Consider the following 24,540-nt stretch of genomic DNA (forward strand, 5'->3'; position numbering starts at 1 on the left):
CCGGAAAACGGACACTGACGGTGTCCTGCCTACTACGTTGCTTTGTGTACACAACCTCAAAAAATTCGATAACACAGGGGAAGATTTGGAGGATTTGATCTCGATCGGCACCATTGGTTTGATCAAAGCAATCGAGTCGTTTTCGCCGAACAAAGGGACGAAGCTGGCGACTTTCGCAGCGCGTTGTATCGAAAATGAAATACTTATGCATCTTCGCTCGTTGAAGAAAACGCGTAAAGATGTGTCCCTGCATGATCCCATCGGAACGGACAAAGAGGGGAATGAAATTACATTGATCGACATCCTCGGGACAGAGCGGATGATGTAGTGGATAAGGTGCAGCTCAAGATAGAGAAGAGCAAAATCTATCGCAATCTGGAGATATTGGATGATCGAGAGAAGGAAGTCGTCGTTGGCCGGTTTGGGCTGGAGCTTGGCGGGGAAGAGCGGACGCAGCGGGAGATTGCGAAGGAGTTCGGGATCAGTCGCTCCTATGTGTCGAGGATTGAGAAGCGGGCGCTGATGAAGCTTTATCATGAGTTTTATAAGGCGAAACGGTAAGGGTTATGAATCAGATACTTCATTTATTTGGACATTGTGCAAGTAATGGAGGTGAAGATTATGACGTTGATCCATATCGAGAATGCCAGTAAATACTATACGATGGGCGAGGAAACGATTAAAGCGTTAGATGATGTCTCGTTAGATATTGATCATGGAGAGTTCGTGGCAATCATGGGACCGTCAGGTTCCGGCAAATCCACACTGATGAACATCATCGGGTGTTTGGATATTGTAGATAAAGGTATCTATGACCTGGATGGTCAAGCAATAAGCGTACTTAAGGATTCTGGGCTGGCTGAGATTCGAAACAGGAAGATTGGTTTCGTTTTTCAGAGCTTCAACTTGCTGCCGAGATTAAGTGCTTATGAGAATGTGGAGTTGCCTTTGATCTATCGGGGACTGCGCAAAAAAGAAAGAGAGCCACTCGTTATGCACGCATTGGAATCGGTGGATTTATTGGATCGCAGGAAGCATTTTCCCTCAGAGTTATCTGGTGGACAGCAGCAGCGGGTTGCGATTGCAAGAACGTTAGCGGGAGATCCGGCAATTATTTTGGCAGATGAGCCGACGGGAGCACTGGATTCGAAGACGGGCGCGGAGATTTTGGAGATTTTCAAGAGGTTGAATGAGCAGGGCAGGACGATTGTTTTGATTACGCATGACCTGGCCATTGCGCAGCAGGCGAAGCGTGTTGTGCATTTTCGGGATGGGCGGTTGAGTGAGGATCAATTACCTTAACTAAATGACATGCAAAGCTTACTCTCGTGCATGTTAATTTTTCACATTGTCCTATAATATTATGATGAGCTTCTTGGAAGCTCACGAAGTCCTGTTGTACCAATTTCATCCTCAGATACACATTGGCGGTTCGGGATGTGCAAACTGACTACGGCTTTATTAAGGAGCTTGTACAACGGGTTAACACTTGCTTCGGGATAGGCGTCAAACTCATTGAAATCAGAAAAGAAGTCAGTAACTAGCGGACTTTAAAAAAGGTATACTTCCTCATGTTCCGAAGAGTATACCTTTTTGTTATTTAGGATATTGTCTTTTGGAGTAGGCCTACTCACGTTTTGTTTTTCTCAATCTTGTATTGAGACAACGATACGCCGAAACGTTTTTTGAAAATGGTATAAAAATAGTTTGTCTCTTCCAAACCGCATCGATCTAGGATTTGCCTGGTTGAAAGATTGCTGTTGTCCAGCAGTTGTTTGACATGATTCATTCGCACTTCAGTAATATACTCTGAAACGGATTTACCTGTAGCGTCTTTGAATAATTTCCCTAAATAAACGTTCGACATTTGAAACTCGTCGGAGATGAGACGTAGATTTAAGTTATTATCACGGTATTGTTCCTCGATCACCTTTATGATTCTTGAAATAATCGAATTGTGTTTATTATGTTTATTTTGTTCCATGACGCGAATGATTTCGGAAAATAGGGATGAAAAGGTTTCATGAATTTCTTCAATGGTTTCAAACTGCTCAATATTTCTGGAAACAATCTGAAATAGTTCTGATTTTCGAAATTCATGACTTTCCAAAATGATGTTAAAGGTTGTTCTCAACATGAAGCTGAGCTGCATAATGGACGAAAGCAAATTTTCATAAGTCGTTCCGGAAAGTTGGCTAATAAAGTCGGAGTACGCTTCCTTAGCTTTGTCCAAATGGCCCAATTTCAAGGAGTCAAGTAGCGTTTTGGCCTTACTCTCGGGAAAGGAAATTAGTGTTTCCTTGATCGAACATCGAAACGTTGGAGTCAGGAAGCTACCGTGACCTGCGATGATCCTATACGAAGATAGTGCCAATGTATCGGAATAAGACTCATAGAGTTGCAAGTAGGAATTGACAGGTATGCTTAGAGTTGCGGAAAACGAGAGTTTCAGGTACTGGTTTACAGCTTTTTGTGCTAATTCGATAAGCCCCTTTAAGGCACTTTCTGTAGTATCAACATTCTCTGAAGGGCTGATTTCCAACAGCAACAGAAGCTGATCGTTTTCCAGGTAAATAGTTTCCAGGTTATATTCCTCTGACACGATTTCATTAACGATGTTAGCAATGCCGAATTTTAAGAGCCAACGGTCTTTTTCATCATATCGGTCGAGGAAATCGCGATAGTTGTCCAGACGAAGAAGTAACAACCTTAGCGGGCCATTTAGATTCAACTGGATACCAAGCTCTTTTTGAGAAACCCGCAACGCTTCTTGATCAACATACCGGATACCAAGGAGTATATCTTGCAGCCACTTGTTTTTTAAGGGAGCAAGCTGTTCTCTTTGTTTGTTTTCCCATTCATTATTTTTCGTAATCATTTCTTTGAAAACATTTTGCAGAAAATAGATGTCATTTGTCAGATGATCCTTATTATGAGCGCTTGTGAGATGTTCTTTAACGGTCTCTACAAGTCTGCCGACAGGAATATAAAGCGATCTTGACATGATGAACGAGAAAAATAAACCGAGACCTAGGATCGTTAGACATATCCAAAGCGTAGAAGTTTTGATTGAATCAACTGTGCCAATAAATGTTGCATATGAAGTCAAACTAATAAATTTCCATTTTGGTTTATCGGAAGAAACATAGGTAACTTGATAATCTTGACCGTTCAGTGTCGTCTTAAAGCTTCCCGATTCTTGATCGGCTGCAAGTAAAGTTTGGATATACGACTCTTGTTTCGCGCTATGCAGAAACATGCTTTCTGATGTATGGTTTACAATGGTTCCTTTGGAATCGATCACGATAATTTCGTTTCCGGGGCCTGACATTTTGGCATTTAATGAAGCGATCAGATCCCGAAGCACACTTGCTTTGATATTGATGACAGTCGCAATACGAGAGGATGGATTCGTTTCCAGACTGTCAAGCACGATATAGGTGTACACATTAGCAAGTTCCGAAACTGTTACAGCTTGGGGGTTTGGAATTTTTCTGGCAATAGGCATTTCGGCAAGTGAGTCGTTGTTCACCGTTTGTAACAATGAAATGATGTCTTGATCGTAGAACTCTTCTTTTGTATAAAAATTGCCCGTCTCTGTGGATATGATACGGTTCAAAGCGAGATTGATCGTATATACGGAGTATACATAATCGTGTGGAAGTGAAAGGTTATCAAGGTTGCGCAATGCTGTTCCGAGCGTAACCATATCGTTTTCCGGATTATGCAGCAGAACGGATGTATAAGGACTCATGATAACGGTATTAATAAATTTGCTAACCAAAGTATCCATATACTTCGTGCTGTAGCTGGTTTGAGACAGGATAGAAGTATTCATTCGGTTGATATTATCCAAAGAATCCGTGAAGAAATTTCGATAGAGAAGCGACGATAGTCCTAAAATCAATAAAGTAACCGTTACGGTAAGTGTTAACAACATTTTTGCAAATAAGGTCTTGCGAGGAGATTTAAGTGGGAATGCCATGCTGGAGTTAACCCCTCCTTAAAGATAGTTTATTTTACCTCTCATTTCTCCAAGAATGTGGCTTTATCCTTCTGAGAGTTTTCCTGATATATGAAAAAATATACAATTTGTAGAAAAACGCATTTTTTAGTGAATATCCCTAAACATGTATTGCACACTTGGACTGGAAAATGTAGAATACTGGAAAATAGGTTCTTATTATTTCCATTGGAGGATTAAACTTAATGAGAAAAAGGGAGTCCAATAAGTCTGAATTGATTTTGGCAATCCTGTTTGCTGCGGTATTCATGTTTTCAGGATGTGACTCCAAAGAACCAGCCAAAGATATGCCTGGAATAACTGAACAAGTCCAAGCAACTGAACGTCCAAGTCAGAAAGATCTGCCTCAAGTAGAATTGGTTTATTACTTCCCTTCCCCACCGCAAAAGGATTTGCAAGCTATTAATGAAGAGTTGAATAGATTAATTAAACCCAAAATAAATGCCACAGTTAAGTTAAACATGATTGACCTTGGGAATTATGATCAGAAGATGAACTTGATGATCGCTTCGGGCGAACCATTCGATCTGGCGTTTACATCGACGTGGATCAACAATTACTTTCAAAATGCTTCCAAAGGAGCCTATGTAGCGATTGACGAAATACTTGATAAGTATGGCCCCCAAACAAAAGCAGGTGTACCGGCCAATATATGGAACGCTGCTAAAGTGAACGGCAAGTTGTACGGTGTGATCAACTATCAGGTTATGGCTACCAGCTATGGATTTGATGTACAGAAAGAACTCGCTGATAAATATCACTTTGATTGGAAGAATGCAAAAACATTTGAAGATCTGGAGCCTTTTCTGAATGCTGTGAAAAAAGGGGAAACTAACAAGATTCCACTGGAATACTCGACGACTGGAGACATTTTTGTAGGTGCCGCACCCTTGTATGGTTTCGATGTTATTGGCGACCAAAAAATGCCCGGCTGGGTTCGTTTGAACGATAAAGCCTTGAAAGTAGTTGACCAATACGACACCTCAGAGTTCAAGAAACTCATTGCGCAATCCAGAAAGTGGTATGAAAAAGGGTATTTTCGAAAAGATGCTGCCACAACGAAAGAAATAGCAGCTGACCGGAAAGCAGCCAGATATGCCATGGCGATGCCAGCATACCAAACGTTGGATTCGACTGAAGATCCTTTTAGTAGCGGGGGGTTGAAGGCGATAACGGGGGTGGAATGGTACAGAAAACGCATTACCAAGCCAATCATAACGACGGATCGTGCAGCGGCGACAATCACGGCTATCTCCAGAACTTCCAAAAATCCGGAGCGGGCTATGATGTTTCTTGAACTGATGAACAGCGATCCGCAAGTTGCCAACTTATTAAACTTTGGTATCGAAGGCAAACATTATAAGAAGATATCCGATACGCGTATAGAACGGATCAAAGATAGCGGATATGATCCGAACTTTCCATGGGTTTTCGGAAATAATTTGATCTTGTGGAAAACTGAGAACGATGCATCTGATGCGACTGAAAAGTGGGATCAATGGAATAATAATTCCGATTTATCTCCAATCCTCGGTTTTACTTTTGATACGGAAGCTGTCAAATCGGAAATCGCGCAGTGCCAAGCCGTGATCGATCAATATTTATCAGCACTGACGACAGGAACGGCCGATCCTGACAAAATTCAGCCGGAATTTATCGACGAGCTGAAGAAATCCGGTGTCGACAAGGTTATCGCAGAGAAACAGAAGCAGCTGGACGAATGGCGTAAAGCTAATGGAAAATAGCAAAGAGTCTTCAAGCCCAATCGGGTTTTGGAGACTTTTTTATTTTCTGGAGATCGAAATATACAGAATCTAGAGAAATGTTTTAAAAAAGTAGATGAACGTTCTTCAAACTTTGAAGAATTCATGTATTTATGTTGTTCAGGATATACGTTTACCTAGCTTATAATAGCGAAACGATGGAAACTAAGAAGGGAGAATTCTGACTTAACTAATCATCCTAGCGTTTTTATCAAAGATTAGAAAGGATAAATCAAATGAAAAGAAAATTACTTTCGGCTAGCTTGACCTTGTTGCTGCTCAGCTTTCTGATTCCATTTGCAGCTTTTGCGGCAGACAGTGCCTCATTTACTTTAACGATATCAAACGAAAAACCGGAAGCCGGCCAAGAGGTCATAGTCAGCGTAAAAGGGCATGATCTTAAGGACTTATACGCTTATGAAGTCAACTTGGGCTATGATCCCGAACTATTACGTTTCAAGAAGGCCAAGAGCGATATTCCCGGCATGTCCATAACGCCAATCGTGAAGAACGGCAGTATTCAATTTGCTAACACCATGATCGGAGATAAAGCCGGGGAGAATGGAGATGCGCTCCTATGTACACTTGCATTTGATGCAATTGGCAATGGTAAAACCAAAGTAGAACTGAACCAGGTGAAGCTGGTAAACAGTCAATTGGCTTCAGTTACACAAAAGGCCGACGCTCGAATCACAACCGAGATCCAGGGTGGCAAGCTTGAAACATTCACGGATATTTCCGCTCATTGGGCGAAAGAAGCAATTGAGCAAGCGGTAAAAATAGGTTTCGTGAACGGTTTTGAAGACCATACGTTCCGCCCGCAAGGACTCGTTACCCGTGCGGAATTTACGGCTATGCTGACTCGAGCGCTTCAACTCCCTGGCCTTGAGGATGCATTGACGGACTTCGCAGATGACGATCGCATCCCGCAATGGGCAAGGCCGGGCATATCGGCAGCCGTGGCGGCAGGCATTGTGAACGGGTATGAAGACAATACTTTCCGCGCCGATAACCGAATTAACCGTGCCGAGATGACGACTTTGGTTGTTCGGGCACTGAAATTAGACGTGAAATCAGCTGCTGCATCCACATTCTCCGATGCCTCTCAAATTCCGGACTGGGCAGCCACCTACGTTGCGTCGGCGTACAAGGCGGGCTTTATTCAAGGAAGAGACGGCAATCAATTCGCTCCACTCGAGCAAAGCACGAGAGCGGAAGCTGTTACATTAATTCTAGCGGCCATTAAAAAATAGATCATTGATTTGCCGATGTATAAGTGTGCACAGTAGTAATGGGATTGTCCTATATCCATGAAGTATGGTTAAGGGACAATCCCTTATTGTTATTTTGCAGAAAATGAAGGGAACCTATGTAGTTAGTTACCGATACGGGAAGCGTGAATGCCAATGTGGCATGGAATGTGGACGGTTCAAGCTATGATCCTGCTGTACGGACGCAGCAGACATTCACCGTAAGTGGAACTGTAACTCTGCCTGCCGGAGTGGTAAATCCGAGCAACGTAGCACTGACAACTAGCGTCAGCGTGACTGTTTTGCCAGCACCAGCAACACCAAAATCTACATTGACAGGTGTACAGCAGGTACTTTCTGGCCAAGCCTTCACTCTGACGATGGGACTGGCAGACGTTATCCAAAGCGTATATCAGCAAGTGTACGCCCAAGATTTCACACTACAGTATGACCCTGTAAGTGTACAATTCGATTCGGTGACATCCCTGAAAGACGGGTTCCGAGTCATCGATACAAAGGAAACAGCTCCGGGTCAACTCCGGATTGTGGCTGCCAGCGTAGGCGGGAACGTGCCTGCCCAAGGCGATTTGCTCGCAATCCAATTTAAGGCCAAATCTGTAACCCAGGCAACCAATACGACAATCACTGTAGATCATGTAAAGATTGCCAATGCACAGGGGAATGAACTGCAGGTTGGCGGTGCTTCCCGCGAGATCCAAATAACTGTACCTGCTATACCTGTAGATAAGTCGCTCTTGAACGCAACAATCACAAGTGCTCAAGCGAAGTACGCTGCAGCAGTGGAAGGCAATGGAGATGGACTGTATGCGATTGGCTCCAAAGCGCAATTGCAGTCGGCTATCGATGCAGCCACAGTGATAGTGAACAATTCGAATGCCACCCAGCAGCAGGTGGATAGCGCGAAAGCCGCACTGGAATCGGCAGTTCAAGTGTTTGAAAGCAAGCTAATAACCGCAGATATCAATGGAGGCGGTGTCTCAATTGGTGACTTGGCTGTGGTTGCAGCCGCTTACGGCAAACAACAAGGTCAAGCGGGTTGGAATGAGAAAGCGGATGTCAACCATGACGGCAAAGTTGACATTGTAGATCTTGCCATTGTAGCCAAAGCGATCTTGCAATAAAACAACTTTAATTGAAGGTAAGTAGAATCTCATAGTCGCTATACAGTACCTTGACGATAAGTACTGTATAGCGACTATTTTTGTTTCTCATCGTTCATCCTAGGAATATTAATTTCTTTGTGTATTTGTTACAGATTCTTGTGATCTTCGCACATTAGTGTTGTTTTTAACTACGATTGATTATTTAATAAGGTTTATCTAAAAGAAAAAAGCCGTGATGGAGTGCTAATGTTGAATGAGGATGTGGTCGGATGCTTTTGGATATGCAAAATATCAGCAAGTCATTTTATGGAGTGAAAGCGCTGGATGGCGTCAATTTCCATCTCCGTAGCGGTGAAGTGCATGCACTAATCGGCGGCAATGGGGCCGGCAAATCGACACTGGCGAAAATGATATCCGGCTATCATCAGCCCGATGAAGGGTTGATTGCCATTGAGGGCGAGCAAGTACAGGTCAGATCGCCCATTGAAGCTCAGCGATTTGGCGTGTCGATGATTTATCAGGATCCCGTCCTCATTCAAGAATTGAGCATTGCTGAAAATATTTTCCTCGGATCAGAACCGAGGTTGCTCGGATTTTTTATCAATCGCCGGAAAATGAATAAAGATGCCAAGCACTTAATGAAATCGCTTGGGGTCTTTCATCATCCGGGCGATTCCGGCTCGCCGGCTGTCACTAAGCGAGCAGCATGCTGTTGCTATTGCAAAGGCTTTATCCAAGCGTACGCGAATCTTAATTATGGATGAACCGACAACGGGTTTGACCGTTTTGGAAAGAGAGCGCTTATTCGGCCTGCTCCGTCTTTTTAGAAAAGAAGGCATCGGCATCGTGTATATCACGCATCGGTTGGAAGAATTGCATCAGCTCTGTGACCGGGTCACGATCCTGCGCGACGGAAAACACGTCATAACACGCGAACTGAACGGTTTAACCGAAAACGAAATCGTAGGTTTTATGTTAGGCAGGGGAGTGAAGCGTATTTTTCCTCAAGTTAGACATAACGTCGGTAAAGAGCTTCTGCATGTAAAGGGACTTACCCGTAACCCCTGGTTCAGGAATGTTCATTTTCAACTGCACGAAGGAGAGATTCTCGGATTTGCGGGATTGACCGGATCCGGAAGAACAGAGCTAGTGCAAAGTTTATTCGGTGAAATGAAACGGGATTCCGGCGAGGTGTACTGGAAAGGGAAGAACGTACATTTTCACAGCCCACGCGAAGCCATTCAACATCAGTTTGGCTTTGTTCATCGAGATCGGTCTGACGAAAGGTTTATTTCCTGACATGGGGATTTCACAAAATTTAACGATATCAAGTCTGGAGCAGTTGAACAGATGGCATTTTCTTTTACGGGAACAAGAGCAAGACACAGCGCTGGACGCTATACTTCAGTTAGACATTCAAATTAGAGGCCCTGATCAGAAGGTGAAGCATTTAAGCGGCGGTAATCAGCAAAAAGCTGTCTTAGGGAAATGGTGGGTCGCAGGGGCCGATTTGTATATGCTTGAAGAGCCTATGCAAGGGATCGATGTGGGGGCGAAGAGTGAAATGTATGCTGCCATTCACAATCTCGTGCAGGAAGGAAAGGGCATTATCATTATATCATCTGATTTCTCGGAGTTACTAAGGCTTTGTACCCGAATATTGGTGATGCGTGAAGGCTGTATTGTCGATGAAATGACGAGCGATGAAGCAACGGAGGAAAGAATCGTGCGATCAGCATCAGGAATCAATTGCGGGCAAGAACCATCATTATAGAGCGACTATATATTTTGCAGTCATTGATGAGGGGAAAATACAGTAATATGCAAAAGTAACAGTAACAAAAATGAATTTCAAGGGGTTATACTGAAGGCGTAACGGCTGACTAGATAGAATGCACGGAGGTGGTCGATTGAAAAATGAAAGATGGTTTCATGACTAGCAAGCAAGTATATCAGAATCGTGTTATAGGTGAGATCAGGAGGTTGGTTGTGTGATGCGGCAAACGAATATAAAGTCTAGATCAAAATTTGCTTTATTGTCATCGTCGTTTTTGGTAAACGCTTTCCACAAGAATGAATGTACATGGGGGGGATTAAAGTATGCTTCAATTTAAAAAACATTTATCAGGTCTGTTAGCTACATGCCTTGTGGCCGGCAGTATCATCGTTGCAAGTTCGGGGACAATTGCAGCAGCCTCAACTCCGGGAAACGATGAATGGGCAACTGTATCCAATATATTGGATCAATACAAAATTAATTATAATGCACCTTCAACGATCAGTAATACAACAGACAAAACGCCAGATGGCCCGCTAATGGGGAATGGTACAGTTATGGCCTTTATGGGAGGCGATAAGAAAAAACAAAATATTTATATTTCACGAACAGATATGTGGGAAGATAATAATGTGGAGTCAGCTAGAGATGTGCATTTTACAACTTTTGGCGGATTAAGCATCAGCAGCAGTACCACGACGTCTGGCACATTCAAATATGAGCAGGATATGAAGACGGCCGAGCTGCTGGCAACATCGGAAAGCGGATTTCAGACAAAAACCTGGTTGTCGGCAAAGGAAAATCTCCTTGTAACGGAAATTTCCAATATGACCGATTCTGCCTTGAGTTTGGACGTATCTGCTTGGACCGCGCCGCCAACAAGTAATACCATTTCAACCGTTAGCGCAGGAAATGATATAGCAAACGGAATGATTTATGCCGTTAAAAATGCCAAATCCAACAAGTATAATTGGAGCGTCAATGCGGCTGTGGCAACGAAGGTGCTGAATAAAACTCCGGAATATGCAAAGGTAGACGACCACACATATAAAATGACATTTTCGTTGTCCGGAAAAGAAACGGTAACCGTTGTATCGGCTGTTGAAGGCGGTAAAGGCTCTTCCACCTATTTGGATGATGCGAAGAACAAAGTGTTATCCAGAAGTGATGCTGCCAGCATTGCAACAGCCGAAGAGGCTCATTTGAACTGGTGGAAGGCATTTTGGCTAAAATCTTATATTGATTTGGCGCCTCAATCCAATACATTGGAAAAGTTATATTATGGCCGATTATATCAATTAGGATGCGGCATTGCAGCGCAGAGTGAAAATAATGCCGGTCTGACTGCTCCACTGTTCCCATGGACAGGGAATGCTAATCCTGCATGGAGCGGCGATTATACGCTAAATACGGATATTCAACGTGCCATGCATGTATCCATCGTGGCTAACCGAACCGATCACATTACCAATTACAGCAATGTAATTAAGGATTTCTGGGAAGCAGGACGGAGACTGGCTTCAGATCCGGTGAAATTAAATCAGCTTATATCAGGTACGGGGCATCCTTCCTTTACGACAGGGATTCGAGGCGTACTATATCCAACACATCTAGGCCCATGGGGCTCAAGAACAGAAAATTTCAATGGACCAAACGACTACTTCCATTCACCTTCCAATGCTGCATCATCGTTAGTACCACTGGTGAAATACTGGAGATATACGCAAGATGATCAATATTTAACCAATGTACTCTACCCTGAATTAAAGGATCTTGCGCAATTTTGGGAAGATTATGTAGTTTGGGATGCTCAGACAGGGAAATATGTCGTTTACGGCGCTACTTTCGAAGGTTCGAGCGGGCATAAAAATGCCATTTTAGATTTAAGTGCCGCACATTTCGTGTTTGAAAGCGCTATCGAGGCGAGTGTTGCTTTGGGAGTAGATGCCGCAAGTCGGGCAACATGGCAAAATATCCTGGACAAGTTAAGCCCATACCCTACAAAGACGATTAGCAGCGGACCGGGGGCGGGAAAGGTTACATTTGTAGAAGATGACGGAGCCGCTCCTCAATCCTATAACAATCCTGAAGTTATTCATGGATCCTATTTCTTCAATACCATCGGAATGTCGGATGTACAGAATAGTGAGTATGTTCGTAACTTTATCCAATATTTACAGACATGGGACAGCGACAAAGCGATGCGGGCAGCCGTGGCAGCTACAACGGTTGGATATGATATTGAAAAAATAGTCAATAACATCTCTTCTAATATTATTAATACTCCTGTCAGCGATTGGACGGGGATGCGCAATAATAATACGTACGGCGATCTCGGCGCCTCGATTTATATGGGCTTTATTCAAAATTCCCTATTACAGAGCGATGAGAATTTTATTCATATTTTCCCAAATTGGTATAAGGATCAGGAAGCATCTTTCACTCGATTGCGTGCGAATGGAGCCTTCTTGGTTGACGCCAAGCAGAATAATCTTGGTCAAGCGACATATGTCAAAATATTAAGTGAAAAAGGGAAAGATTTAGCAGTTCTTAATCCGTGGAAAGGTCAAGACATGGAGGTATATGAGGATGGAATGCTGATCGGAGCCACAAAGAGTACGAATTCTTTAGGTGAATTGTACACTCTTGTTACCAAAGCTAATTCTTCATATGAGTTGAAACCAAAGGGCGGACTACGTGATATCACGCTTGTGAGTATAACAACACCCCAAGCGATCGTTGGGCTTGAATACGGAACTGCAAAGTCGGCTGCAGCTCTTGGATTGCCAGAAAAAATTGCGCTGGTAACCGATGGGGGAACTCTGAAAGGCGGTGTGACATGGGATTTAAGTGGCACAAGCTATGATCCAACAGCGGTAACGGGGCAGACTTTCACAGTACCAGGAACCGTAACCCTGCCTATTGGGGTCACAAATCCTAACAATGTACCATTGACAACAAGCATTAGCGTAACTGTAAATCCTGCCACTTTAATACCTGGAAAAATAGAAGCGGAAAATTATTCTAATATGTCTGGGATTCAAACAGAGGACAGCTCGGAGGGTACAAAGGATGTAGGATGGACAGATCCGGGAGACTGGATGGACTACGTTGTAAATGTGCAAAAATCGGGATTGTACAAAGTAGACTACAGGGCAGCAGGAAACAGTGGTACAGGCATAGTCAATTTCTTAGTAGACGGAGTTTCGAACAAAATAACATCGTTGCCGTCAACCGGAGGCTGGCAGAATTGGAAAACCGTATCCGACAAGGTTACCTTAAGTGCCGGCAAGCATACCATAAGGCTGGCTATCAATACAGGCGGCTGGAACCTTAACTGGTTTGAGTTATCCGAAGTGCTGCCAACGAATCTCACGAGCATCACAGCGCCGGCAGCCATCACAGGAGTGACCATCGGAACGGCCAAGACAGCGGTAGCTCTTGGATTGCCCGTAAATGCAGTGCTTGTAACCGATACAGGAAATGTAGATGCCAGTGTGAGTTGGGATTTAAGCAACATTAACTACGATCCAACGATTAAGACGGCGCAAATCTTCACGGTACCAGGAACGGTAACCCTGCCTAGTGGAGTCACAAACACGAACAACGTGCCATTGACAACAAGCATTAGCGTAACTGTTAATAAGATCCCTTCATCCCAAATGACGGCAACTGCGACAAGTCAGGAAACGGCTGGGGAAAACGATGCAGCCTCCATGGCGATTGACGGAAATCCAGGAACGATCTGGCATACAAAGTGGAATAAATCCGATGTTCTCCCCCAGTCCATTACCCTAGACTTGGGAGGAACTTATAACATCAATTCCATTTTGTATTTGCCAAGGCCATCAGGCACCAACGGGATTATTACAAGTTACAACGTATATGCAAGTACGGACGGTGTATCCTTTACTAAGGTTGCAAACGGAAATTGGGCAAACGATAATACAAAGAAAATCGCAACATTTGTTTCGACAAATGCATCCTATGTTAAGCTTGAAGCAACAGTGGGTGCTAACGGATTTGCATCGGCTGCGGAGATCGGTGTAACTGCGGAACCATCCGTAGTGCCGAATCTCATGAGCATCACAGCGCCGGCAGCAATCACAGGATTGCCAAACGGCACGGCAAAGACAGCAGCTGCCCTTGGATTACCTGCAACCGTAGAACTGGTTACCAATACGGGAAGCGTGAATGCCAATGTGGCATGGAATGTAGACGGTTCAAGCTATGATCCGGCTGTACGGACGCAGCAGACCTTCACCGTAAGTGGAACTGTAACTCTGCCTGCAGGAGTGGTAAATCCGAACAACGTAGCATTGACAACAAGCGTCAGCGTGACTGTGCTGGCGGCGCCGGCAACACCAAAGTCTACATTGACAGGTGTACAGCAGGTACTTTCTGGCCAACCCTTCACTCTGACGATGGGGCTGACCGACGTTACGCAAAGTGTGTTCCAGTCGGTGTATGGTCAAGATTTCACACTGCAGTATGACCCTGCAAGTGTGCAATTCGATTCGGTGACATCCCTGAAAGACGGGTTCCAAGTCATCGATACGAAGGAGACGCCGGGACAACTCCGGATTGTGGCTGCCAGCGTGGGCGCGAACGTGCCTGCTCAAGGCGATTTGCTCGCAATTAAGTTTAAGGCCAAATCTGTCACCCAAGCAACCAGTACAACAATTTCTGTTGATCATGTTGTGATTGCCAATGGACAGGGGAATGAGCTGCAGCTTGGCGGAGCTTCCCGCGAGATCCAAATAACTGTACCTGCTATACCTGTAGACAAGTCGCTCTTGAACGCAACAATTATAAGCGCTCAGGCGAAGTACGCTGCAGCAGTGGAAGGCAATGGAGATGGCCTGTATGCGATTGGCTCCAAAGCGCAATTGCAGTCGGCTATTGATGCAGCCCAAGCGGCAGTAAACAATTCGAATGCCACCCAGCAGCAGGTGGATAGCGCGAAAGTCGCGTTGGAAGCAGCAGTTCAAGTGTTCGAAAGTAAGAAGATAACCGCAGATATCAATGGAGGCGGTATCTCAATTGGAGACTTGGCTTCGGTTGCAGTTGCTTATGGCAAACAACAAGGTCAAGCGGGCTGGAATGAGAAAGCGGATGTAAACCATGACGGCAAAGTAGACATTGTAGACCTTGCCATTGTAGCCAAAGCGATCTTGCAATAAAACAACTTTAATTGAAGGTAAGTAGAATCTCATAGTCGCTATCCAGTACTTGGACGATAAGTACTGTATAGCGATTATTTTTGTTTCTCATCGTTTTATCCTATTGGAATATTTAACGTGATGGATGTTAAATGAGGATGTGGTCGGATGCTTCTGGATATGCAAAATATCAGTAAGTCTTTTTATGGCGTGAAAGCGCTGGATGGCGTCAATCTCCATCTCCGTAGCGGTGAAGTGCATGCACTAGGCTGCTCGGATTTTTTGTCAATCGCCGGAAAATGAATAAAGATGCCAAGCACTTAATGAAATCGCTAGGGGTTTTTCATCATCCGGCCACTCCTGTTCGCTGGCTGTCACTGAGCGAGCAGCATGCTGTTGCTGCTGCAAAGGCTGTATCCAAGCGTACGCGAATCTTAATTATGGATGAACCGACAACGGGTTTGACCGTTTTGGAAAGAGAGCGCTTATTCGGCCTGCTCCGTCTTTTTAGAAAAGAAGGCATAGGCATCGTGTATATCACGCATCGGTTGGAAGAATTGCATCAGCTCTGTGACTGGATCACGATCCTGCGCGACGGGCAACACATCATAACGCGCGAACTGAACGGTTTAACCGAAAACGAAATTGTAGGTTTTATTTTAGGCAGGGAATTGAAGCGTATATTTCCTCAAGTTAGACATAACGTCGGTAAAGAGCTTCTTCCAGTTTCTTTTACTGGAACAAGAGCAAGACACAGCGCTGGACGCTATACTTCAGTTAAACATTCAGATTCGAGGCCCAGATGAGAAGGTGAAGCATTTAAGTGGCGGCAATCAGCAAAAAGCTGTCTTAGGGAAGTGGTGGGTCGCGGACTCCGATTTGTATATGCTTGAAGAGCCTATGCAAGGTATAGATGTGAGGGCATTAATCAAGTGCTCTTGAATCTGCAGGAGGGGAAGCCCATGCAAATATCCTACTTTGGACCTAATTCCCCAATAATATGTAGTAACTCAGCAATATAGTTGATTGTTATCAATAACAGTAAAAGTTAGAATTATTATTGAAAGACAAAAGGATGGAGTTAGCTAGAAAGAAAATAGGAGGGGATTTATCGCATCATATGAAAACGTTTAACTTCCTGACGGATGGATGCAATTCAGTTGAAAGAGGGTGCGACTGTGGATAGTGTAATTACACTCGACATTGTTAAGATCCTGGAACAAATTAATTTGGATAAAAATAAATGCACAATTTGTAATATGGATAATGTTGACGAGAGACAATGTGAATTTTCGCTTTTGACTCTGAGTTAACTTTAAAAAATTTAAGTTCGGGCATGCTTACGGCATGTTGTGCGCTTTACTAATAGAGCTAAACGTGCAGATGGTTGGACAGGACAATATGCCTGCCCAACCATTTGCTTTTTGGTACCTTTAACGATTGTCATTTTAGCTTTAAATTCGTTGCTTTTAGAGAAAGTTTATTTTATCGAGTTGAGGTTTATGAAGAAATTACAGTTATCTATATTTTTTGTTGTTTCTTTTCTTAGTACGAGAATATATGATCGTTTCTGAACAAATTTCGGAGGAGGAATCTAATGAAACATTTCAGTACTTCAATATTGTGCATTTGTACTACTTTCTTGCGGTCATTATGACAGTTATATTTTTAAATGCACCCCGCTTCATATCAACTGCTCTGGTACGTTGCAATCACTTAGACGAGCATCATTTTTTTGCCAATTCGTACACTTCTATCTTTTTACTTCAAGAGGGGCGCGGGGAAGTTTACGACGGGGAGCAGTTGATATCGATCAGCGAGAGGGAGTTATTGGTCATTCATCCATCGTCTGAGTATCGCATACGAGCAACAACGGCAATATGCATTCGAGGCGTTTTAATTTCAATTGATGGTTTACATTTTTCAGGTTTGCCGCAAGGACTTTTGTTTGAACCTCATTTGCAGCCAATTCTCAGAATTGGGGAAAATTATCACAAAATCAACCGTTTTTTTTCTGATATTCATAAAGAAGCGACCGCAACTGGTGTTGGATTTTTAGATCTTATCGCTTCCATGCTTCAAACGTTATTTATTTTGCTTTTCAGACTCACTGAACATCACCTTCGATCATCGACGAATTCCATTTCACAAATTGCGAAGGCTTACATTGAAGAACATTATCAGAATGATCTTTCCTTGGTTGATTTGGCGGAAATTGTTTATGTAAGCCCCTATCATTTGGCTCATTTGTTTAAAGTTGAAATTGGATTAGCGCCGATACAATATTTAATCAAATATCGAATTGACAAGGCGAAAAAGCTGCTTTCCGGAACAAAACTCTCTGTTCAAGCGATTTCCTTGCAGGTCGGTTACCCCAATGCCAACTATTTTAATCTATTATTCAAGAAAATGACCGGTATTTCGCCAGGTAAGTTCAGAAAGCAATCATAGTCAGAAAATTTGTGAGCTCCGTTGATTCATGACTCGCATACAAAGTAGATAAAAAAATGTAATTCGAAACATAAACCTTAACTCCGACATAAAAGTAACCTTGATGCTGGGGTTAAGGTATGTTTTAGCGCAATTTAAACATTGAAATTCATGACGTCACTTGCTAGTTTTTAAGATACAAAATGTATCGTGAATGAATGAAGGAGTGTATGTTATGCAAAAGGTCAACCCCATAAGGGATGGGGGAAAAATGTTATACAAGTAAAAGAAGAAAACACCGGAAAAGAAAAAAGTTTTGAGCTGATTGATGAGTTACATTTGGGTTACCAACAGTATCTTCAACTCATGGAAGATGAAGAGTCGCTCAAAGAGAACGGGCGTTCCAATCAAACGGATTCATGTATATCGAATTTTGAATAAGGCTGCCAAGGAAGCCGTTTAAAACGAAGTCGGTACACAGACGTTACGTAAGACGTACGGATATCACTTTTATCAAACAACCAAAGACGTTTCCGTGCTTAAAGATTATTTAATCAATCTGCACCGTCGGTCACGTTGAAGTATATAGGAGTAAAAATATTGTAATTGCCGAAAAAGTTCACTATTTGTGATAATTATATATATTTTTAGGATACTCAATGTACAACCGAAAACTTAATATTAGATCATTAGCATTGCTTGCATTGCGATTTATAAACTTCATTTTTAAAGTGCTGCATGATCCACTAAAAGAATTCGGCATCTTCAAGGATTGGAAAGCGCTTTCGACGTTTGTTACAGGGTGGGTGCAGTAGAAATGACTAATGCGGAATGCAGAGCGATAATTATAGACGATGAAGCTTGGATTCGAGAAGGGTTAAGCGAAAATATCGAATGGAAAAAGCTGGGTATCGTTCTCGTTAAAGTTTTTCATGATGGGGTTGAGGCGCTTGCCTATCTGAAAGAAGACCCAGTGGATATTATTCTTTCCGATATCCGCATGCCCAATATGACAGGACTTGAAATGCTGGCCAGGCTTCGTGACAGCGCAAGCGAGAATGCGGCGGGCGATTTGTCCCGTAGTAAGGTTATATTTTTAAGCGGCTACAGCGATTTCAAGTTCGCTCAGGAAGCCCTGCGTTTAGGGGCAGTCGAATATCTGCTTAAGCCCTCGGAATTGGTAGATATTGAGAATGCGCTAGTAAGGGCTAAGGCTCTCTGTACTTCGGACGGAGTCCTTCAATTCAAACAATCAAGCAGTATTGAGCCATCTGAAGAACCGGGATCCTATCTAATTAAAAAGGCGCTGAATTATATTCACGAACATTGTGCCGAAGAGATTTTATTGGCAGATATTGCTAACGAACTATTTATCACGCCCAACTATCTGAGCAGATTATTCCGTCAGGAGACTGGCCAGTCCTTCAGCGATTACTTATCACGGATTCGTATAAATAAAGCTTGCAGCTTGCTAGTGGAAAGCAACATGAAAATTTATCAGATTGGCGATTCGCTGGGTTACACTAACCATCGCTATTTCAGCGAGTGGTTTCAGAAAAATACGGGCATGTCCCCGGTTGAATATCGCAAAAGGCATTCTTAAATCGATATTCAATTTTAGGGGGTGAAATCGGAATAAAAGATAGATTCACCACGTTATATTCATTGTCCTGATCCCTTAATATGATAAATGTAAAGCGTTTTCATGACTTCATCAAGGGGGGCAATGGGGAATAAAACGAGTCATGACCTTTCGGCGTTAGCAAGCATCATTATTTAAGGAGGTTTTTTGATGAAAAGGTATCTTAGTTTCATGCTCATGGTAATGCTCATGATATCGTCAATGCCAATATCCGTTCAGGCGGAAGAACCGGTCCATTCAACAACAGAACCTGTCGTATTGCAGGATTTGGTGCAATATGTAAATCCATTGATCGGTTCAAATAACTTTAAGGGTAACAGTGAATTTGCAGGTTTGGTACCATTTGTCACCTCGCCGTTCGGCATGACAAATTTCACGCCGCAAACAAGGCAAAATGGAATCGGAGGCATCTCTTATTTATACTCCGACAAACAGTTTAAAGGATTTTTCGCAACCCATCAGCCTGCGATCTGGATGGGGGATTACGGATATGTAAACGTAATGCCGCAAATTGGCGATATTAGCCCAAGTGAAAGCGGGCGCGCACTTACTTTTGACTATAAGAATAATGACAGCTCAAAGCAGGAAAACAAAGAAGAAGTATCAACGCCTTACTATTATCAAGCAAAAATGGGTTCCAATGTGGGCAAACCCATCACAGCAGAAATGACAGCCACTGAGCGCAGCGCCATCTATAGATATACGTTTCCGGCAAACGACAAATCCAGTATTCTGGTCGAGTCTGCCCGTGACAGAGCTAACGGCACTGTAACCATAGATGCGAACAACCAAGAGATCTTTGGCTGGAATAACGATAATATGAGCGCTAACCTGAATAATAAACCGCCAAAAAACTTGAAAGGTTACTTTGTTGTTCAGTTCTCCAAACCATTTAGTGTAAAGGGAACGTATAGTAATTATGTCCCGACAGCGGACGGAACATCCGTTGAAGGGCAAAAGTCTGGCGGATATGTAACGTTCAATACAACAGCTAACGAAGTAATTGAAGTCAGAATTGGAACATCCTTTATCAGTGTTGATCAGGCAAGGAAGAATATTGAACAGGAAATAGGAACGAAGTCTTTCGATACAGTGAAAGAAGAATTGAAAAATACCTGGAACACGAAGCTCAATACGATTCAAATTGAAGGAGCAACGACAGACGAGAAGTACATTTTCTATACGTCAATGTTCCATGCGCTGATGTATCCAAGAATGTTCTACGAAAATGTGGGTGGAACCAACAAATACTACAGTCCTTTTGATGATCAAATACACGATGGCAAGTCATACACGGACTTCTCGATCTGGGATACGTTCAGAGCCCAGAACAGCTTCTTGACGCTTGTTGCACCTGAAAGAATTGATGATATGGTTCAATCCTTGCTCCAGAACTACCAGGAAGGTGGATACATGCCGAAATGGCCGAATCCGAACTATACCAACATCATGATAGCTACGCATGCGGATTCGCTTGTTGCGGAAGCCATTAACAAGGGATTCCGAGGTTTTGATTATAATTTGGCATATCAAGCTGTTTACAAGGATGCCATGGCGCCTCAAACGGGCGATGGCACTATTAAGTGGGCAGATAGACAACAAAATGTTCCGTATGAAGCACGCGCGGGATTAAGCGCTTACAAGGAATTGGGATATATTCCGAATGGATATGTAAACGAGAATGTTTCAAATACAATTGAAGGCGCATATGACGATTGGGCTGTTGCGCAAGTTGCGAAGGCCGCTGGGAAAATGGAAGATTACAAATTCTTTCTGAACCGCAGTCAGAACTATAAGAACACAATTGATCCAAGTACAGGCTATGCGATGGGACGAGATGTAAATGGCAACTGGACCACAGTTGGGGAACAGTTCACAGAGGGTGACAGGAAAAAGTATACATGGTTCGCTCCGCATGACCCACAGGGGCTTCTTAATTTAATGACGCAATTTAAGGGCGCAAATTTCTATAATACAGAGTTGGAGAAGGCATACGGTGTTGGCGGAACTGCATGGATTGAGCACCAGAATGAACCAACGCATCATTACGCCTACATGTTCGATTTCAGCGGCCGTCCGGATCTTACGCAGAAATATGCAAGAAAAACATTGGTTGAGAGCTATTTCAATGACACATCGGGCGAGCTGGGCAATGACGACTGTGGTCAGATGTCTGCGTGGTATGTATTCTCGGCGATGGGCTTCTATTCGGTCAATCCTGCATCGGGCGAATATATGATCGGCAGTCCTATCTTTGACAAAGTCACCATTAACAATCCGAAAACTGGCACTAAATTTGTAATAACAGCGCCTAATAATGATGGCAATAACTTTTATATTAGCTCTGCTAAACTCAATGGTTCTGCTCTCAATATTCCGGTTATTACTTACGACCAAATTACCAACGGGGGTACATTGGACTTCGTGATGAGCAGTACGGCTACGGATTGGGCTAAAGGTTACTCCAAGCCTGCGCTGGTATATGACGCGACGGCACAAAGCCCGGAGCATCTCACGAGCATCACAGCGCCTGCAGCCGTTACAGGTTTGTCCAACGGAACAGCAAAGACAGCAGCAGCACTTGGATTGCCTGCTAAAGTATCCCTTGTAACCGATTCAGGATATTTGAATGCCAGTGTGACTTGGGATGTAAGCGGCACAAGTTATGATCCAACAGCGTTAACAGGGCAGACATTTACAGTACCAGGAACCGTAACCCTGCCAGTTGGAGTCTCAAATCCGAACAATGTACCATTGACAACTAGCATTAGCGTAACTGTAAACCCTATCATTGCAATACCTGGGAAAATTGAAGCAGAAAATTATTCTAGTATGTCTGGGATTCAAACAGAGGACAGCTCGGAAGGAACAAAGGATGTAGGATGGACAGATGCAGGAGACTGGATGGACTACGTTGTAAATGTACAAAAATCGGCATTGTACAAAGTAGATTACAGGGTAGCAGTAAACTCAGGCACAGGAATTGTCAATTTCTTAGTAGATGGTGTTTCGAATAAAATAACATCGTTGCCGTCAACCGGAGGCTGGCAAACCTGGAGGACCGTATCCGACAGGGTTAACTTAAGCGCCGGCAAGCATACCATAAGGCTGGCCATCAATACAGGCGGCTGGAACCTTAACTGGTTTGAGTTATCCGAAGCGCCGCCATCGAATCTCATGAGCATAACAGCGCCTGCAGCCATCACAGGTGTGCCCATCGGAACGGTGAAGACAGCGGCAGCGCTTGGATTACCCGGTAAAGTATCGCTTGTAACCGATGCGGGAAATGTGGATGCCAGTGTGAATTGGGATATAAATAGTGCAAGCTACGATCCGACTGCCACGACGGCGCAGACCTTCACGGTAACAGGAGAAGTAACTCTGCCTACTGGAGTCCTAAACCCGAACAACGTACCTTTGACAACAAGCATTAGTGTATCTGTAAAGCCTGCCGAACTAGTAGCCCAATGGAAGCTCGATGAAGGCTCAGGTACAACCACTGGCGATTCTTCAGGCAAGGGCAACACCGGAACTCTGGTTAACAACCCAACTTGGACCGATTCGGGCAAGATCGGCGGAGCGCTTGCTTTCAGCGGCGGCTCAAGGGTCGAGATCAACCCTTCGGCAACACTGAATCAAACGGGTGACGAGACCGTGTCGTTGTGGTTCAAGACTTCTCAGCCTTCAACTGGCTACATGAACGTTTTCCGTCAAGATAAGCGTTTCACGGCCTTACAGTTGACAGGCGGGGGTCAAGCTCGCGTGGCCTATTGGCCCAATGGTTCATCTAGTAATCAATCACTGACGTTTCCATGGACCTACAACGATAACAACTGGCATCATTATGTGGCTTCCTACGATCACGCATTGGGGCTGAAGATCTATATCGACGGTAACGTAGTAGCAAGCGACGCAACGAATCTCGGGCCGCTTCCGATTGTAACGAAAAAAATCGTGTTGGGAGCCAATGAATCCGGCGGAGAAGCATTCAATGGACTGCTGGACGACGTTCGTGTATTTAACGGTATGTTGAGTCAGGCTCAAGTAACGCAATTGAAGAATGAGGGGCAAGGGCCGACGCTTACGAGCATAGCAGCGCCTGCCGCAATCACAGGATTGCCAAACGGCACGGTAAAAACAGCAGCTACCCTGGGATTACCTGCAACGACAGAACTTGTTACCGACAAGGGAAGCGTGAATGCCAATGTGGCATGGAATGTGGACGGTTCAAGCTATGATCCGGCTGTACGGACGCAGCAGACATTCACTGTAAGTGGAACTGTAACGCTGCCCGCCGGTGTGGTAAATCCGAACAACGTAGCATTGACAACAAGCGTCAGCGTGACTGTATTGCCGGCACCAGCAACACCAAAGTCTACATTGGCAGGTGTACAGCAGGTGGACTCTGGCCAAAACTTCACTCTGAAGATGGGACTGGCCGATGTTACACAAAGCGTATTTCAGCTAGTGTACGCCCAAGATTTCACACTGCAGTATGACCCTGCGAGTGTACAATTCGTTTCGGTGACATCCCTGGTAGACGGGTTCCAAGTCATCGATCAAAAGGAAACGGCTCCAGGACAACTCCGGATTGTGGCTGCCAGCGTGGGCGCGAACGTGCCTGCCCAAGGTGATTTTCTCGCAATCCAATTTAAGGCTAAATCTGTCACCCAGGCAACCAATACGACAATTTCTGTAGACCATGTTGTGATTGCCAATGGACAGGGGAATGAGCTGCAGGTCGGCGGAGCTTCCCGAGAGATACAAATCACTGTACCTGCTATACCTGTAGATAAGTCGCAATTGAACACAGCGATCGCAAGCGCTCAGGCGAATTACGATGCAGCAGTGGAAGGCAATGAGGACGGACTATATGTGATTGGCTCCAAAGCGCAATTGCAGTCGGCTATCGATGCAGCCAAAGCGGCAGCAAACAATTCGAATGCGACTCAGCAGCAGGTGGATAACGCGAAAGCTGCATTGGAAGCGGCGATTCAAGTGTTCACAAGCAAGCAAATAACCGTAGATATCAATGGAGGCGGTGTCTCAATTGGTGACTTAGCTGCAGTTGCAGTTGCTTACGGCAAACAACCAGGTCAAACGGGTTGGAATGAGAAAGCAGATGTAAACCATGACGGCAAAGTTGACATTTTAGACCTTGCTATTGTAGCTAAAGCGATCTTGAAATAAAACAACCTACACCATGTTGTATGAATCGGAGAATTTCTTCGGAGGCACTTTCGGTCATTCTGAATGCATTGAACTTTATTCCTCAAATAAAATCATTATCTTCATCATTAAGCAGATCTGTGGTATTCGCACAGGTCTGCTTTCTATCATGATTACAGTCCTGAGACAATGGTGGTTG

Annotated in this window: 14 protein-coding genes and 1 pseudogene; 14 read left to right on the forward strand and 1 reads right to left on the reverse strand. The window is 43.9% G+C overall.

Going from position 1 to position 24,540, the window contains the following annotated elements:
* Positions 1-40: 40 nt before the first annotated feature.
* Positions 41-561: pseudogene (sigK, locus tag ACBP55_RS10205) on the forward strand (RNA polymerase sporulation sigma factor SigK); the annotation flags it as partial.
* 60 nt (positions 562-621) lie between these two features.
* On the forward strand, positions 622-1,302 hold the full coding sequence (locus ACBP55_RS10210; RefSeq protein ID WP_464651242.1) for an ABC transporter ATP-binding protein: 681 nt from the start codon (positions 622-624) through the stop codon (positions 1,300-1,302).
* Positions 1,303-1,630: 328 nt separating this feature from the next.
* Here the strand turns inward: ACBP55_RS10210 and ACBP55_RS10215 are convergent, their stop codons facing one another.
* A complete protein-coding gene (locus tag ACBP55_RS10215) occupies positions 1,631-3,985 on the reverse strand; it encodes a helix-turn-helix domain-containing protein (protein WP_464651244.1) in 2,355 nt (784 codons plus the stop codon).
* A gap of 224 nt (positions 3,986-4,209) precedes the next feature.
* Here ACBP55_RS10215 and ACBP55_RS10220 point away from each other — a divergent pair, with 224 nt between their 5' ends.
* From ACBP55_RS10220 to ACBP55_RS10275, 12 genes are all read left to right on the forward strand, one after another.
* Positions 4,210-5,769 carry an ABC transporter substrate-binding protein gene (locus tag ACBP55_RS10220; protein ID WP_464651245.1) on the forward strand — a complete coding sequence of 520 codons (1,560 nt, stop codon included), beginning with the start codon at positions 4,210-4,212 and terminating at the stop codon, positions 5,767-5,769.
* Positions 5,770-6,023: 254 nt separating this feature from the next.
* A complete protein-coding gene (locus tag ACBP55_RS10225) occupies positions 6,024-7,040 on the forward strand; it encodes an S-layer homology domain-containing protein (RefSeq protein WP_464651247.1) in 1,017 nt (338 codons plus the stop codon).
* A gap of 143 nt (positions 7,041-7,183) precedes the next feature.
* Complete coding sequence (locus ACBP55_RS10230; protein ID WP_464651249.1) at positions 7,184-8,179, forward strand: cohesin domain-containing protein; 996 nt, start codon at positions 7,184-7,186, stop codon at positions 8,177-8,179.
* 251 nt (positions 8,180-8,430) lie between these two features.
* On the forward strand, positions 8,431-8,925 hold the full coding sequence (locus tag ACBP55_RS10235) for an ATP-binding cassette domain-containing protein (RefSeq protein ID WP_464651251.1): 495 nt from the start codon (positions 8,431-8,433) through the stop codon (positions 8,923-8,925).
* Positions 8,918-9,460 (forward strand): ATP-binding cassette domain-containing protein, encoded by a 543-nt coding sequence (locus ACBP55_RS10240; RefSeq protein ID WP_464651253.1) that lies wholly within the window; start codon positions 8,918-8,920, stop codon positions 9,458-9,460. Before ACBP55_RS10235 ends, ACBP55_RS10240 begins: the two co-directional genes overlap by 8 nt.
* A 1-nt stretch (position 9,461) precedes the next feature.
* Positions 9,462-9,935 carry a hypothetical protein gene (locus tag ACBP55_RS10245; RefSeq protein ID WP_464651255.1) on the forward strand — a complete coding sequence of 158 codons (474 nt, stop codon included), beginning with the start codon at positions 9,462-9,464 and terminating at the stop codon, positions 9,933-9,935.
* Positions 9,936-10,261: 326 nt separating this feature from the next.
* A complete protein-coding gene (locus tag ACBP55_RS10250; RefSeq protein ID WP_464651257.1) occupies positions 10,262-15,121 on the forward strand; it encodes a carbohydrate-binding protein in 4,860 nt (1,619 codons plus the stop codon).
* Positions 15,122-15,268: 147 nt separating this feature from the next.
* Positions 15,269-15,403, forward strand: a complete 135-nt coding sequence (locus tag ACBP55_RS10255) for a hypothetical protein (RefSeq protein ID WP_464651259.1) — start codon at positions 15,269-15,271, stop codon at positions 15,401-15,403.
* Positions 15,404-15,423: 20 nt separating this feature from the next.
* Positions 15,424-15,906, forward strand: a complete 483-nt coding sequence (locus tag ACBP55_RS10260; RefSeq protein ID WP_464651260.1) for a hypothetical protein — start codon at positions 15,424-15,426, stop codon at positions 15,904-15,906.
* 754 nt (positions 15,907-16,660) lie between these two features.
* Positions 16,661-17,551 carry a helix-turn-helix transcriptional regulator gene (locus ACBP55_RS10265; RefSeq protein WP_464651262.1) on the forward strand — a complete coding sequence of 297 codons (891 nt, stop codon included), beginning with the start codon at positions 16,661-16,663 and terminating at the stop codon, positions 17,549-17,551.
* Positions 17,552-18,347: 796 nt separating this feature from the next.
* Entirely contained in the window at positions 18,348-19,133 is a 786-nt protein-coding gene (locus ACBP55_RS10270) for a response regulator transcription factor (protein WP_464651263.1), read from the forward strand.
* Positions 19,134-19,322: 189 nt separating this feature from the next.
* Positions 19,323-24,362 carry a GH92 family glycosyl hydrolase gene (locus ACBP55_RS10275; RefSeq protein ID WP_464651264.1) on the forward strand — a complete coding sequence of 1,680 codons (5,040 nt, stop codon included), beginning with the start codon at positions 19,323-19,325 and terminating at the stop codon, positions 24,360-24,362.
* Positions 24,363-24,540: the final 178 nt, after the last annotated feature.

Source organism: Paenibacillus sp. WG02 (assembly GCF_055396115.1).

What these genes read in the sequence shown, in the direction of transcription:
- ACBP55_RS10210 (WP_464651242.1), top strand. Translation starts at nt 622, where the DNA reads ATGACGTTGATCCATATCGAGAATGCCAGTAAATACTATACGATGGGC.
- ACBP55_RS10215 (WP_464651244.1), bottom strand. Translation starts at nt 3,985, where the DNA reads ATGGCATTCCCACTTAAATCTCCTCGCAAGACCTTATTTGCAAAAATG.
- ACBP55_RS10220 (WP_464651245.1), top strand. Translation starts at nt 4,210, where the DNA reads ATGAGAAAAAGGGAGTCCAATAAGTCTGAATTGATTTTGGCAATCCTG.
- ACBP55_RS10225 (WP_464651247.1), top strand. Translation starts at nt 6,024, where the DNA reads ATGAAAAGAAAATTACTTTCGGCTAGCTTGACCTTGTTGCTGCTCAGC.
- ACBP55_RS10235 (WP_464651251.1), top strand. Translation starts at nt 8,431, where the DNA reads ATGCTTTTGGATATGCAAAATATCAGCAAGTCATTTTATGGAGTGAAA.
- ACBP55_RS10240 (WP_464651253.1), top strand. Translation starts at nt 8,918, where the DNA reads ATGGATGAACCGACAACGGGTTTGACCGTTTTGGAAAGAGAGCGCTTA.
- ACBP55_RS10245 (WP_464651255.1), top strand. Translation starts at nt 9,462, where the DNA reads ATGGGGATTTCACAAAATTTAACGATATCAAGTCTGGAGCAGTTGAAC.
- ACBP55_RS10250 (WP_464651257.1), top strand. Translation starts at nt 10,262, where the DNA reads ATGCTTCAATTTAAAAAACATTTATCAGGTCTGTTAGCTACATGCCTT.
- ACBP55_RS10255 (WP_464651259.1), top strand. Translation starts at nt 15,269, where the DNA reads ATGCTTCTGGATATGCAAAATATCAGTAAGTCTTTTTATGGCGTGAAA.
- ACBP55_RS10260 (WP_464651260.1), top strand. Translation starts at nt 15,424, where the DNA reads ATGAAATCGCTAGGGGTTTTTCATCATCCGGCCACTCCTGTTCGCTGG.
- ACBP55_RS10265 (WP_464651262.1), top strand. Translation starts at nt 16,661, where the DNA reads ATGATCGTTTCTGAACAAATTTCGGAGGAGGAATCTAATGAAACATTT.
- ACBP55_RS10270 (WP_464651263.1), top strand. Translation starts at nt 18,348, where the DNA reads ATGACTAATGCGGAATGCAGAGCGATAATTATAGACGATGAAGCTTGG.
- ACBP55_RS10275 (WP_464651264.1), top strand. Translation starts at nt 19,323, where the DNA reads ATGAAAAGGTATCTTAGTTTCATGCTCATGGTAATGCTCATGATATCG.